This window comes from Pseudomonas avellanae BPIC 631, from assembly GCF_000444135.1.
Classification (GTDB): Bacteria; Pseudomonadota; Gammaproteobacteria; order Pseudomonadales; family Pseudomonadaceae; genus Aquipseudomonas; species Aquipseudomonas avellanae.
This window is the reverse complement of sequence record NZ_ATDK01000234.1, coordinates 1-12,918: the sequence shown is the minus strand read 5'-3', so window position 1 is coordinate 12,918 and position 12,918 is coordinate 1. Positions and strand designations below refer to the sequence as shown.

General features: G+C 59.8%; 10 protein-coding genes and 1 pseudogene. 9 read left to right on the top strand and 2 right to left on the bottom strand.

Features of this window, described 5'->3' with window-relative positions; genetic code table 11:
• Positions 1–190: 190 nt before the first annotated feature.
• Positions 191–1,569, bottom strand: a pseudogene (locus DW49_RS01000000128295) (spinster family MFS transporter).
• Between the two features lie 233 nt (positions 1,570–1,802).
• On the opposite strand from DW49_RS01000000128295, the gene DW49_RS0112185 reads away from it, so the two are divergent.
• On the top strand, positions 1,803–4,094 hold the full coding sequence (locus tag DW49_RS0112185) for a putative bifunctional diguanylate cyclase/phosphodiesterase (RefSeq protein ID WP_005619962.1): 2,292 nt from the start codon (positions 1,803–1,805) through the stop codon (positions 4,092–4,094).
• A 124-nt stretch (positions 4,095–4,218) separates the two neighbouring features.
• Here DW49_RS0112185 and DW49_RS0112180 read toward each other — a convergent pair whose 3' ends face one another.
• Positions 4,219–4,524, bottom strand: a complete 306-nt coding sequence (locus DW49_RS0112180; protein WP_003381475.1) for a DUF2288 domain-containing protein — start codon at positions 4,522–4,524, stop codon at positions 4,219–4,221.
• Between DW49_RS0112180 and DW49_RS0112175 the strand changes: the two genes are divergently transcribed.
• The 8 genes from DW49_RS0112175 (at position 4,523) to DW49_RS0112135 (ending at position 12,726) form a co-directional block, all read left to right on the top strand.
• Complete coding sequence (locus DW49_RS0112175; RefSeq protein ID WP_024420040.1) at positions 4,523–4,786, top strand: hypothetical protein; 264 nt, start codon at positions 4,523–4,525, stop codon at positions 4,784–4,786. The two genes, DW49_RS0112180 and DW49_RS0112175, sit on opposite strands and share 2 nt — an antisense overlap.
• Positions 4,787–4,852: 66 nt before the next feature.
• On the top strand, positions 4,853–5,977 hold the full coding sequence (locus DW49_RS0112170; RefSeq protein WP_005619964.1) for a branched-chain amino acid ABC transporter substrate-binding protein: 1,125 nt from the start codon (positions 4,853–4,855) through the stop codon (positions 5,975–5,977).
• Positions 5,978–6,201: 224 nt separating this feature from the next.
• Positions 6,202–7,125, top strand: a complete 924-nt coding sequence (gene livH / locus DW49_RS0112165) for a high-affinity branched-chain amino acid ABC transporter permease LivH (RefSeq protein WP_003381481.1) — start codon at positions 6,202–6,204, stop codon at positions 7,123–7,125.
• Positions 7,122–8,387 carry a high-affinity branched-chain amino acid ABC transporter permease LivM gene (locus tag DW49_RS0112160; protein WP_005619966.1) on the top strand — a complete coding sequence of 422 codons (1,266 nt, stop codon included), beginning with the start codon at positions 7,122–7,124 and terminating at the stop codon, positions 8,385–8,387. The genes livH and DW49_RS0112160 overlap by 4 nt, the downstream gene beginning before the upstream one ends.
• On the top strand, positions 8,384–9,151 hold the full coding sequence (livG, locus tag DW49_RS0112155; RefSeq protein WP_003381484.1) for a high-affinity branched-chain amino acid ABC transporter ATP-binding protein LivG: 768 nt from the start codon (positions 8,384–8,386) through the stop codon (positions 9,149–9,151). The genes DW49_RS0112160 and livG overlap by 4 nt, the downstream gene beginning before the upstream one ends.
• Positions 9,152–9,853: an ABC transporter ATP-binding protein gene (locus DW49_RS0112150; RefSeq protein ID WP_003381485.1), complete on the top strand. Its 702-nt coding sequence runs from the start codon at positions 9,152–9,154 to the stop codon at positions 9,851–9,853.
• Positions 9,854–10,335: 482 nt separating this feature from the next.
• Entirely contained in the window at positions 10,336–11,016 is a 681-nt protein-coding gene (locus tag DW49_RS0112140) for a COG3650 family protein (protein ID WP_003381486.1), read from the top strand.
• Positions 11,017–11,112: 96 nt separating this feature from the next.
• Complete coding sequence (locus DW49_RS0112135) at positions 11,113–12,726, top strand: NAD(P)/FAD-dependent oxidoreductase (RefSeq protein ID WP_005619972.1); 1,614 nt, start codon at positions 11,113–11,115, stop codon at positions 12,724–12,726.
• Positions 12,727–12,918: the final 192 nt, after the last annotated feature.

The window sequence follows — 12,918 nt, the reverse complement described above, 5'->3', positions numbered from 1 at the left end:
CGGCTTGCTCGGCGTCCTGCCTCGCATCCCCCGGATTAGCGCCAGAGCTCAGCCGTCACTTACGTCGCAATCGGCGTCGTTAGTGCCATCGTGTTTGAAAAGCACATCTAAAGCATTTTTGACTATCGTGCGACGCTCTGCGTCGGCATGCCGTTCTGGACGCTCTGCGTCCGATCTTGCATCAGAGCAATCACTGCCTGACCACCGCAACCCCTTCCGCCAACTCCGCCACTGGTTCTTCAGCCACCATGCGCGCCGTCATTCGTTGCGCATCCCGGCTGAAGCAGCGCGATGCCTGATACAGAAACAGCAGGGTCAGAAACAGCGCGACCGGGATCAGGCACATGGCGTCGTGCAGGCCGATGGCTTTGAAGCTTTCGTTCATGACCTCGACACCCGCCACGGCCATCGCCGAGTGGGCGAAGTGATCAGACAGCAGACCGACCAACACCGGCCCAAGCCCGCCACCCAGCAGATAGAGCCCGGCAAAGAACAACGCCATGGCGGTTGCCCGCAGCCGTGGCTCGACCACGTCCTGAATCGCGGTGTAGACGCAGGTGTAAAAATTGTAGGCAAACAGCCAGCCAAGGCTGAAAACGCCGACAAAGACGCCGATCTCGATTCGTCCTGCATGCAACGCATAGCCTGTCGCCAGCGCGGCGACCAGCATGCTGAAGGTTGCAAACAGCAGCCGGCCATTGGCGGAGCGCTGGTGCAGCTTGTCGGCAATCCAGCCGCCCAGCGTCAGGCCGATCAAACCGGTCACGCCCACAATTATCCCCGTCGCCACCGCCGCTTCCTGCAACGGCAGAAGGAAGTAGCGCTGCAACATCGGCACCATGAACGAATTGCAGGCGTAGGTCGCAAAGTTGAAGGTCAGACCGCCCAGCACCAGCCAGCGAAAGGTCGGGATCGACAGCACGCGGCGGATTGGCTTGTCGATCTTCGCTTGCGAGATACGCACACTTTCGGCAGCGCCGCGCCTGGGCTCCTTGATGAAAAAGATCAACACCGCCAGCAACAGACCGGGCACCGCCGCAATGAAGAATGGCGCACGCCAGCTGTCGAACGCCTTGACCATCGCACCAATGGTAAAGAACGCCAACAGCAAGCCCAATGGCAGGCCGAGCATGAACAGGCCCATTGCACGCGCACGCCGATGGGCAGGAAACAGGTCGCCGATCAGCGAGTTGGCCGCAGGCGCATAACTGGCCTCGCCTATCCCGACGCCCATACGCACCAGCAGGAACGTCCAGAAACTGCCGACCATGCCATTGACCGCCGTCAAGCCGCTCCATACCGCCAGCCCGCAGCCCATCAGTTTTTTGCGCGACCCGTTATCCGCCATGCGCCCCAGCGGCAGGCCGGCGATGGCGTAGACCAGTGTGAACGCAGTGCCGAGCTGCCCAGCTGAAAGTCGCTCAAGTGCCATTCCAGACGAATGGGCTCAACGATGATTGCCGGAATGGTGCGATCGAAAAAGTTGAACAGATTGGCCAAAAACAACAGGAACAGAACACGCCAGGCATTGGCCGCTTGCGTCGCGTTTTCCGGCGGGAGCTTGTTCATGGCACCATTCGTCCTTCTATGGTCAGTCACTCAAATCTAGAAGCAGGAAGGCTGCCTGTCTGTAAATATTCGTAACTACGACAGGTGCGCGATGGCCTTTTATAACTATTCGTTATTGAACTGATGTCAAAATGTCCCCGCATTTGGGTGGCAGGTTGTAAACAACTTCTATACTCAGCTCAAATCGCCAGGCCTTAAGCCTTGGCGCCCTGATAGTCAAAATAGGGCACGCTATGGAATGGCTGGGTTTGAACATGTTCGCTGGCCTGCCAGCGGACGGGCAATTGCTGGTCGACTGCAGTCATAATCTGTTTCTGGTAGCGCTGGCCTATGGCGTGGCGTGTGCGGCGTGCTTTGCCACGCTGGACATCGCCGACCGCGTCATTCATGTGGATGCCACCAGAAGCCGGCGCGTATGGAAAGCGTTGGGCGCACTCTGCCTGGCGGGCGGTGTGTGGGCCATGCACTTCATCAGCATGCTGGCGTTTCAGGCACCGCTGAAAATCTCCTACGACCTGACCATTACCCTGGTGTCGCTGCTGATCGTACTGATCACGGCACTGGGCGCCATGAAAGCCCTGACCATCCCGGAGCTGACCCTCAAGCGCTGCCTGATCAGCTCGGTGATCATGGGCATAGGCATCAGCACCATGCACTATCTGGGCATGTCGGCCATGCGCTCCGCAGCCACGCAATACCACGAGCCGCGAATGTTCGCGCTGTCGATCGTGGTCGCAGTGCTCTCCAGCATCGCGCTGCTGACTCTGTCACGCCACCTGCGTCAGTACGCCGGCATGTTCCATCAGATGTTTCGCTATGGCGTCAGCCTGCTGCTGGGCGCAGGCCTGCTGAGCATGCACCTGATGGGCATGCGGGCGCTGCGCCTGGTTATCCCCGAGAACGCCGAGCTGCACATTCCCGGTACCGAAAACAGCCAGCAACTGGGGCTGACCATTGCGGCCATTACCTTGCTGATCATCGCCGGCAGCATCAGCGCGGCAATGGCCGACAAGAAGCTGCAGGGCAAGGAACATGACCTGCAACGGGTCAACGCCCTGCTCAGCCAGCTGGATCAGGCACGCGTTTCGCTTCAGCAAGTGGCGCATTACGACCCGCTGACCAACCTGATCAACCGCCGCGGCTTCAATCAGATATTCGCTGAAAAGCTGCTGGAGCACACCCACAGCAAAGGCATGCTGGGAGTGATGTTTCTGGACATCGATCACTTCAAACGCATCAACGACAGCCTGGGGCACGATGCCGGGGACGAGCTTCTCAAGGTGATCGCCGAGCGCATCCGCAGCGCCACGCGTGTTCAAGACGTGGTTGCACGCTTCGGCGGTGATGAGTTCTGCATTCTGCTGAGCATTCCCGATTACGAAGAGGCGCGGCATCTGGCGCATCGGGTCATGGACAAAATGAAGGAAACCATCGCGCTGGCAGGACGGCGCATGGTCATGACCACCAGCATTGGCATCGCGGTCTTCCCGCGTGACGGCTCGACCTGCGATGAGCTGCTCAAGCACGCAGACCTTGCGCTTTACCAGTCCAAGGGTAACGGGCGTAACCGGGTGAATTTCTTCAGCCCGGCACTAAAAACCAAGGCCAGCCTGGAACTGCACCTTGAGGAAGAACTGCGCAATGCCCTGCGTGAAGAGACAGGCCTGCAGGTCTACTACCAGCCTATCGTCGACATGCGCACCGGCCACGTCGCCAAGCTGGAGGCGCTGGTGCGCTGGAGTCACCCGCAGCACGGCCTGCTGGCGCCCGTTCGCTTCATCGGCATTGCCGAAGCCAACGGCCTGATTGCCGAGCTGGACAACTGGGTGCTGCGCCGTGCCTGTCATGATCTAGCCACCTTGCGCGAAGAGGGGCTGGAACAGTTGATCATCACCGTCAATTGTTCGGCACTGACGCTTGGCCGCGACGAGCTGGTCGAAGAGGTCGAGCAGGCGCTGGCCGACGCCGATGCCACGCCAGGTCGGCTGGAACTGGAAGTGACCGAAAACGCATTGATGGGCAATATCAGCAACACCATCCTGATGCTCAAGCACATTCGCAGCCTGGGGGTGTCGCTGTCGATCGACGACTTCGGTACGGGCTATTCGTCGCTCGCCTACCTCAAGCGTCTGCCGCTGGACACGCTGAAGATTGACCGGTCATTCATTATCGACATCCCCGAGTCACCGCAGGACATGGAAATTGTCCAGGCGATTATTATCATGGCGCATACCCTGCACCTGAAAGTAGTCACCGAGGGCGTGGAGACCCCTGCACAACTGAAGTTTCTCAACCAGTTCGGCAGTGATTACGTGCAAGGCTATCTGTTCAGCAGACCGCAGCCACTGGAGCGAATCCTGCCTCTTGCCAAACAGATGAACGCACGCGAAGCCAACAGTCGATGGCCCGTGCTGCCGTTTCCGGTCTTGAAAGAGCCGGACATCGATGTATCAGAACCCATCGACCCGTTCGACGAACTGCCCGACAGTGACAGCTTTGTCAGCTATCGCCCCGTTCGTACCTGACGCTTCTGCCATGGGGATCGGTAAAACGCTCATCGGCAGGTGTGGTTTTACGCCACGCAGACCGCCCGAGAGTTACCTTCCAACCCAATCAGGCAGACAGGCGAGCACTCATAGGGTGCGAAATTCAGGCATTCGCCCTGTTTTGAATCAGAACCCAAGGTGCCACCACCACCGCCCACAGCGGCGGATCGGTCTCTACCAGCTCAAGCGCCTTGGTTTCAGACACCTTGCCAACCTGCCCGTCGGCCAGCCATGCAGACACCCTGGCTGCATCATTTTCGGCCACGGCCTCGGCAACTTCGATCAAATCCAGAGGCAGCTCGACCCACAACAGGGCACCCTTGGCAAAGAATGGTTGCAATTCAGTCCAGGTGATTGAGGCGGTTTCGCCAAGCAGTTTGGCATAGAGGGTGCTAGGTTCTTGCGTCATGGGTTTCACCAGAAAGAAAATCGGCGCAATGATAACGCCGACTTTCCCGCCGGCAAGCCCAGAAGCAGGTGAAAAGTCGCAGGGAAGTGCAGATAACCTTATGGATTTGAAGGTTTTTCAGGCACTCAAGTGGCTGGTTTCTGTAACTTTCTTTCGATTAAGCGACACGCATCGGTTGGCTCCCCGGCACGCAGCTTTCCAAGCCATTGACCGGCACTCTAAACTGTTCCGGTACAGTTGGCGGAGCGGGGAAAACCGGTAATCGAATCCGGTCCTGGAGCCTTGGCCATCAGGATTATAAAAACTACAAACGCAAGAGTGGAGCATCATGACTAAGGGTACCAATAAGCTTTCAAGGCTGTTTGCCGCACTGGTTATGGCGGGGGTTGCCAGCCATTCGTTCGCAGCTGACACCATCAAGATCGGCATCGCCGGCCCGAAAACCGGTCCTGTTGCCGAGTACGGCACCATGCAGTTCAACGGTGCCAAAATGGCCATCGAGCAGATCAACGCCAAAGGCGGCGTCGATGGCAAAAAGCTTGAAGCGGTCGAATACGACGATGCCTGCGACCCGAAACAGGCCGTTGCAGTCGCCAACAAAGTGGTCAACGACGGCGTGAAATACGTGGTCGGCCACCTGTGCTCCAGCTCCACTCAGCCAGCGTCCGATGTTTACGAAGACGAAGGCATCATCATGGTCACCCCGGCGGCCACCAGCCCGGACATCACCGCGCGCAGCTACAAGATGGTGTTCCGCACCATCGGTCTGGACAGCGCTCAGGGCCCGGCAGCAGGCAACTACATTGCCGACGTCGCCAAGCCGAAAATCGTCGCTGTCATTCACGACAAGCAGCAATACGGCGAAGGCATCGCGACAGCCGTGAAGCAGACGCTGGAAGCCAAAGGCGTCAAGGTCGCGCTGTTTGAAGGCATCAACGCTGGCGACAAGGACTTCTCATCGCTGATCGCCAAACTCAAGCAAGCCAATGTCGATTTCGTCTACTACGGCGGCTACCACCCTGAGCTGGGGCAAATCCTGCGCCAGTCCAAGGAAAAGGGCCTGAACGCCAAGTTTATGGGTCCTGAAGGCGTCGGCAACGAATCCATCTCGCAAATCGCTGGTGATGCTTCCGAAGGCATGCTGGTCACCCTGCCGAAATCCTTCGATCAGGACCCGGCCAACCAGGCGCTGACCAAAGCGTTCCAGGACAAGAAGCAGGACCCGAGCGGCCCGTTCGTGTACCCGTCCTACTCCGCCGTTCAGGTCATTGCTGACGGCATCGCTGCCGCCAAGTCCGAAGACACCGCCAAGGTGGCAGCTGCCATCCATGCCGGCACCTTCAAGACGCCGATGGGCGAGCTGAGCTACGACGCCAAGGGCGACCTGAAGAACTTCCAGTTCGTGGTCTACGAGTGGCACTTCGGCAAACCGAAGACCGAAGCCGCCAAATAAGCGCTGCGTCACTCATCGAAGCCCACTGCCTGTGCAGTGGGCTTTGTTTTACACATCCAGGCCCGCACGCAGACCGATATAAACAACACTGCGTAACGAGGCCCCCTGAAAATCTTAAAACCGTCACCAGCGGTTCGCTGACGGCGCAACAGGCTACGCATCGACAGAATGCCACCCCGGCGCACGTCAGAGAAATGCAGATCAGGTTTTTAGGAGCGCGGTAAATGCCCGAGTTTTTCCACTACATGCAGCAACTGGTCAATGGCCTGACCATTGGCAGTACGTATGCATTGATCGCCATCGGCTACACGATGGTGTACGGCATCATTGGAATGATCAACTTCGCTCATGGCGAGGTGTACATGATCGGTTCCTATGTGGCCTTCATGGCACTCGCCGGTCTGGCGATGCTGGGGATTCACAGCCTGCCGTTGCTGATGATTGCCGGCTTTGCCGCAGCGATCGTCGTAACCAGCGCCTACGGATACAGCATCGAACGTGTGGCCTATCGGCCATTGCGCAACAGCAACCGTCTGATTCCACTGATTTCTGCGATCGGCATGTCGATCTTTCTGCAGAACTCGGTTCAGCTTTCTCAGGGTTCCGGTAACTTTGCCATCCCCAACCTGCTGCCCGGCAGCCTATCGTTCGGGCCCGGTGGTTCGCAGGAAGTGCTTATTTCCTATATGCAGATCGTGGTGTTCGTCGTCACCCTGCTGGCCATGACCGGCCTGACCCTGTTCATCTCCCGCTCGCGAATGGGCCGCGCCTGCCGCGCCTGCGCCGAAGACATGAAAATGGCCAACCTGCTGGGCATCAACACCAACAACATCATTGCCCTGACCTTCGTGGTTGGCGCGGCACTGGCCGCCGTCGCCGCGATGCTGCTGAGCATGCAATACGGCGTGATCAACCCGAGTGCCGGGTTTCTGGTCGGCCTGAAAGCGTTCACGGCAGCGGTGCTGGGCGGTATCGGATCGATCCCTGGCGCGGTGCTCGGCGGTCTGGTATTGGGCGTCGCCGAAGCGTTCGGTGCCGACATTTTTGGTGATCAGTACAAGGACGTCGTGGCCTTCGGCCTGCTGGTTCTGGTGCTGCTGTTCCGACCGACCGGTATTCTGGGTCGTCCGGAGGTTGAAAAAGTATGAGCAAGTCTTTCAAACAGGCGCTGTTCAGCGCCGCACTGGTCTGGGCCGTGGCCTACCCGGTGTTCGGCCTGAAGCTGGCGTTTTCCGGCGTGACCCTGCAAGTGCAGAATGCCAGCCCGCTGACCCTGACCATCATTGCCGTGTGCTCGGTGCTGCTGTTTCTGCGCGTGCTGTTCGCCGAGCAGATCGGCGGCCTGCGTCGCGGCTCAGACAAGCCGCTGATCCCGCAAAAGACCAGCGACTTTCTGACTCAGCCAAAAACCCAGCGCTGGGGCCTCGCGGCCCTGATCGTACTGGCCTTCATCTGGCCGTTCTTCGGCTCGCGCGGTGCGGTGGACATTGCCACGCTGATCCTGATCTACGTCATGCTCGGCCTGGGCCTGAACATAGTGGTCGGTCTGGCCGGCCTGCTTGATCTCGGCTACGTGGGTTTCTATGCGGTCGGTGCCTACAGCTATGCCCTGCTGTCCCATTACTACGGGCTCGGCTTCTGGATCTGCCTGCCGATTGCGGGAATGATGGCGGCATTGTTCGGCTTCTTGCTGGGCTTCCCGGTATTGCGGTTGCGCGGCGACTATCTGGCCATCGTGACGCTGGGGTTTGGCGAGATCATCCGTATTTTCCTGCGTAACCTCACCGAATTGACGGGCGGCCCGAACGGCATCAGCAACATCGACAAGCCGACCTTCTTCGGCCTGACGTTCGAGCGCAAGGCGGCCGAAGGCATGCAGACCTTCCACGAGTATTTCGGCCTGCCGTACAACTCGATCAACAAGGTCGTCTTCCTTTACCTGATCGCCCTGCTGCTGGCACTGGCGGCGCTGTTCGTCATCAACCGCCTGCTGCGCATGCCGATCGGCCGGGCCTGGGAGGCGCTGCGTGAAGACGAAATCGCCTGCCGCGCATTGGGCCTGAATCCGACCGTCATCAAACTGTCGGCTTTCACTCTGGGCGCTGCATTCGCCGGTTTCGCCGGCAGCTTTTTCGCAGCTCGCCAAGGCCTGGTGACGCCAGAATCCTTCACCTTCATCGAGTCGGCAATCATCCTCGCCATCGTTGTGCTGGGTGGCATGGGCTCGCAACTGGGCGTCATTCTGGCGGCCATTGTGATGATCCTGCTGCCGGAACTGATGCGTGAGTTCAGCGACTACCGCATGTTGATGTTCGGCGCCCTGATGGTGCTGATGATGATCTGGCGTCCTCAAGGCTTCCTGCCGATGCAACGGCCTGAAATGAAATTGAAAGCGGAGCTGCCGAAATGAGCCGCCCATTACTGCAAGCCACAGGCTTGAGCATGCGTTTTGGCGGCCTGCTGGCGGTCAACGGTGTGGCCTTGACGGTCAATAAAGGTCAGGTCGTGTCGATGATCGGCCCCAACGGAGCGGGCAAGACCACGGTCTTCAACTGCCTGACCGGCTTCTACAAGCCAAGCGCCGGCACCATTTTGCTGGACGGCGAGCCGATTCAAGGCTTGGCTGGCCATCAGATTGCCCGCAAGGGCGTGGTGCGGACCTTCCAGAACGTGCGCCTGTTCAAGGAAATGACGGCGGTGGAGAACCTGCTGGTTGCCCAGCACCGGCACCTGAACACCAACTTCCTGTCCGGCCTGTTCAAGACCCCGGCGTTCCGTCGCAGCGAACGCGAAGCGATGGACTACGCCGAGCACTGGCTTGAAGCCGTCAACCTGCGCGAGTTCGCCAACCGCCCTGCCGGAACACTGGCCTATGGTCAGCAACGCCGCCTGGAAATCGCCCGCTGCATGATGACGCGCCCGCGCATCCTGATGCTCGACGAACCGGCAGCCGGGCTGAACCCCCGAGAAACCGACGACCTGAAAGCCCTGATCGGTGTGTTGCGCAACGAGCACGACGCCACGGTCCTGCTGATTGAGCACGACATGAAACTGGTGATGAGCATTTCCGACCACATTGTGGTGATCAATCAGGGCACGCCTCTGGCAGACGGTACGCCGGAACAGATTCGCGACAATCCTGACGTGATCAAAGCTTACCTGGGGGAAGCGTAAATGCTGCAGTTTGAAAACGTTTCCACCTTCTACGGCAAGATCCAGGCACTGCACAGCGTCAACGTGGAGGTGCGTCAGGGCGAAATCGTCACGCTGATCGGCGCAAACGGGGCTGGCAAGTCCACCCTGCTGATGACCTTGTGCGGTTCGCCGCGTGCGCACAGCGGCAGCATTCGCTACATGGGCGAAGAACTCGTCGGGCTGGAGTCCTCGATCATCATGCGCAAGAGCATCGCTGTCGTGCCGGAAGGCCGTCGTGTGTTTGCGCGCCTGACGGTCGAAGAAAACCTCGCGATGGGCGGTTTCTTCACGGAAAAGGCTGACTATCAGGAGCAGATGGACAAGGTTCTGCACCTCTTTCCGCGCCTCAAGGAACGCTTCAATCAGCGCGGCGGCACCATGTCTGGTGGCGAACAGCAGATGCTCGCCATCGGCCGCGCGCTGATGAGCAAGCCCAAGCTGTTGCTGCTGGACGAGCCGTCGCTGGGTCTGGCGCCAATCATCATTCAGCAGATTTTCGAGATCGTCGAACAACTGCGCCGTGACGGGGTGACGGTGTTTCTGGTCGAGCAGAACGCCAACCAGGCCCTGAAAGTCGCCGACCGCGCCTACGTACTGGAAAACGGTCGCGTGGTCATGCAAGGCACGGGTGAGGAACTGCTGGTCGATCCGAAAGTGCGGGATGCGTACCTGGGCGGTTGAGATTGCCCAAGGCACCCGTCATCCACGCCCCGGTTTCTGCCCGGAGGACGCAGGAGTTTCAGAAGGTTACAACGGCTGCGATGGGCTGCGAAGCGGCCCCAAAGCCGGTCACTTCGGTTGTGTCAGGCACACCGAGGCGGCTGGTTTTGCTGCCGGTCCCCGGCAGTTCGCGGACAAACGAAGCGTCGCCCGGTCCGCACATATAACGCGCTTCTGCCCGGAGGGCGTGGGAGCGGACTTGTCCGCGATGGGCTGCGAATCGGCCCCAAGGCCGCTCACTTCGGTTGTGTCAGGCCCACCGAGGCGGCTGGTTTCGCTGCCGGTTCCCGGCAGTTCGCGGACAAGTCCGCTCCCACAAAAAACGGCAGTTCGCGGACAAGCGAAGCGTCGCTCGGGCCGCTCCTGCACGCGATAGACACTCCAACCCTTGTGATGCACCTTCAGTCTGAGTAACGTGGCGGCACTTGTCTGGAGACCACACCATGTTCACTGCCCGTTCCGTCCTCGTATTTGCCCTTTTACCTCTGTTCGCCGGGTGCCAGCTGCTCGGTAAACAGGCCGAGGAGCCGAAGGTTTCGACGGCTGGTATGCTCCGTATGCAGGGCGATCTGACAGGCAGCAACGGCCAATTGCTGTTCAAGCCGTGCAACGAGCAGCGTCGTTATGTGGTCAAGGATCGCGGCAATACCGGCATTTTGCAGGAAGCCGCATCATTGGCCGACAAAAACGGCAAGGTGTTTGCCGACCTGCGCGGCAGTTTTACCGCGAGCAAGGCGGCCAACAGCGATGGCCAGGTGGACCTGCATCAGTTGTATCGCGTCGAGCGTCCCGGTCAGGCCTGTGAAGACCTCAATTTCAAACGCCTGACGCTGCACGTTAACGGCAACAAACCTGCCTGGAACGTCAACGTCAGTGGCAAGGGCATGGTGCTGGAGCGCGAAGGGCTCGCCCCACTGGCTTTGCCTTACGTGGAAGAGAAGCTTCCCGATGGCAGTTTCAGCGTCAGCAGCGAAGCCAACAACCAGCGCATCGAGATCTGGGTAGCCCCGCAGCGCTGCGTTGACAGCGTCGACGGCTCGGTGCAGCACCTCACCGCAGAGCTGCGTATCAACGGTCAGGCCCAGCGCGGCTGCGGTTATTACGGTGGTTCGCGCGACGACTGATCGGGCAGGCTCGCCGCCAAAGGGGTTCAGCGCTTATAATCGCCGGTCTTGTAGTGCTGTCGGGCTGAACCTGCGGCCCGAAAACTGGACCCCTTAATGTTACGAATCACCGAACTCAAGCTGCCGATCGATCACCCGGAAGAAGACCTGCGCGCTGCACTCTTGCAGCACCTGGGCATCGACAGCAGCGACTTGCTGGACTTCACCCTCTTCAAACGCAGTTACGACGCGCGCAAGAAGTCGTCCGAGCTGTGTTTCATCTACACCATCGACTTTCAGGTCAAGGATGAAGCCGCGCTGCTGCGCAAGCTCGCCAATGACCGTCACGTCGGCCCGGCACCGGATGTCAGCTATAAAGTGGTCGGTCACGCCCCTGAAGGCCTGACCGAGCGCCCGATAGTGGTGGGCTTCGGGCCGTGTGGCATTTTTGCCGGGCTGCTGCTGGCGCAGATGGGCTTCAAGCCGATCATCCTCGAGCGCGGCACCGAGGTGCGCCAGCGCACCAAGGACACGTGGGCGCTGTGGCGCAAGAACGTGCTCAACGCCGAGTCCAACGTGCAATTCGGTGAAGGCGGTGCCGGTACGTTCTCCGACGGCAAGCTTTACAGCCAGATCAAGGACCCGAAATTCATCGGCCGAAAGGTGCTGCACGAGTTCGTGAAAGCGGGCGCGCCGGAAGAAATTCTCTACGTCAGCAAACCGCACATCGGCACGTTCCGCCTGACCGGTGTGGTTGAAAACATGCGCCACCAGATCGAAGCGCTGGGCGGCGAAGTGCGTTTTCAGCAGCGCGTGACCGACCTGATGATCGAGGACGGCCAGTTGCTGGGCGTCCAGCTCGACAGCGGTGAACAGATCGAGTCCCGGCACGTCATTCTGGCGCTGGGCCACAGCGCCCGTGACACTTTCCGCATGCTGCACGGCCGTGGCGTGTTCATGGAAGCCAAGCCGTTCTCGGTGGGTTTCCGTATTGAGCACCCGCAATCACTGATAGACCGCGCCCGGCTGGGCAAATACGCCGGCCACCCGAAACTGGGCGCGGCGGATTACAAGCTGGTGCATCACGCCAGCAACGGTCGTTCGGTCTACAGCTTTTGCATGTGCCCTGGCGGCACGGTGGTGGCGGCAACGTCGGAACCTGGCCGAGTGGTCACCAACGGCATGAGTCAGTATTCGCGCAACGAGCGCAATGCAAACTCGGGCATCGTGGTGGGTATTTCGCCGGAGCAGGACTTCCCCGGCAGCCCGTTGGCCGGTATCGAGTTGCAGGAGCGTCTGGAATCCCACGCTTATCTGCTGGGCGGCAGCAACTACGAAGCCCCCGCGCAACTGGTCGGCGACTTCATCGCTGGCAGAGCATCAACGGCGCTGGGCAGTGTCGAACCCTCCTACAAGCCGGGCGTGAAACTGGTAGACCTGGCCGAGGCCCTGCCCGCCTTTGCCATTGAAGCCATCCGTGAGGCGTTGCCTGCGTTCGACAAGCAGATCAAAGGCTTCTCGCTGCATGACGCAGTGCTGACCGGCATCGAAACCCGCACATCGGCACCGCTGCGGATCACTCGCGGCCCGACGATGCAAAGCCTGAATACCAAAGGCCTGTACCCTGCAGGTGAAGGTGCGGGCTATGCGGGCGGTATTCTGTCGGCAGGCGTGGACGGCGTGCGCATCGCCGAAGCGCTGGTACGCGACATGCTCGGGATCGAGGGCTGATCTGACTATCGTGCGGCGCTCTGCGTCGGCACGCAGTTCTGGACGCTCTGCGTCCTATTCGTGGCGCTCTGCGTCACAGAGTCAGTTAGATTCAGGCCAGTCTCAGGTCACCTTTTCGCCCCTCGGCGACTGACTTTGAAGGATCAAAGCAAGCAAAATCCTGGCTCCGTTTCCGGCCCGACTTCGTCGGGT

Excerpts from the sequence above, each read along its gene's own strand:
- DW49_RS0112185 (WP_005619962.1), top strand. The coding sequence starts at position 1,803 with ATGGAATGGCTGGGTTTGAACATGTTCGCTGGCCTGCCAGCGGACGGG.
- DW49_RS0112175 (WP_024420040.1), top strand. The coding sequence starts at position 4,523 with ATGGGTTTCACCAGAAAGAAAATCGGCGCAATGATAACGCCGACTTTC.
- DW49_RS0112180 (WP_003381475.1), bottom strand. The coding sequence starts at position 4,524 with ATGACGCAAGAACCTAGCACCCTCTATGCCAAACTGCTTGGCGAAACC.
- DW49_RS0112170 (WP_005619964.1), top strand. The coding sequence starts at position 4,853 with ATGACTAAGGGTACCAATAAGCTTTCAAGGCTGTTTGCCGCACTGGTT.
- livH (WP_003381481.1), top strand. The coding sequence starts at position 6,202 with ATGCCCGAGTTTTTCCACTACATGCAGCAACTGGTCAATGGCCTGACC.
- DW49_RS0112160 (WP_005619966.1), top strand. The coding sequence starts at position 7,122 with ATGAGCAAGTCTTTCAAACAGGCGCTGTTCAGCGCCGCACTGGTCTGG.
- livG (WP_003381484.1), top strand. The coding sequence starts at position 8,384 with ATGAGCCGCCCATTACTGCAAGCCACAGGCTTGAGCATGCGTTTTGGC.
- DW49_RS0112150 (WP_003381485.1), top strand. The coding sequence starts at position 9,152 with ATGCTGCAGTTTGAAAACGTTTCCACCTTCTACGGCAAGATCCAGGCA.
- DW49_RS0112140 (WP_003381486.1), top strand. The coding sequence starts at position 10,336 with ATGTTCACTGCCCGTTCCGTCCTCGTATTTGCCCTTTTACCTCTGTTC.
- DW49_RS0112135 (WP_005619972.1), top strand. The coding sequence starts at position 11,113 with ATGTTACGAATCACCGAACTCAAGCTGCCGATCGATCACCCGGAAGAA.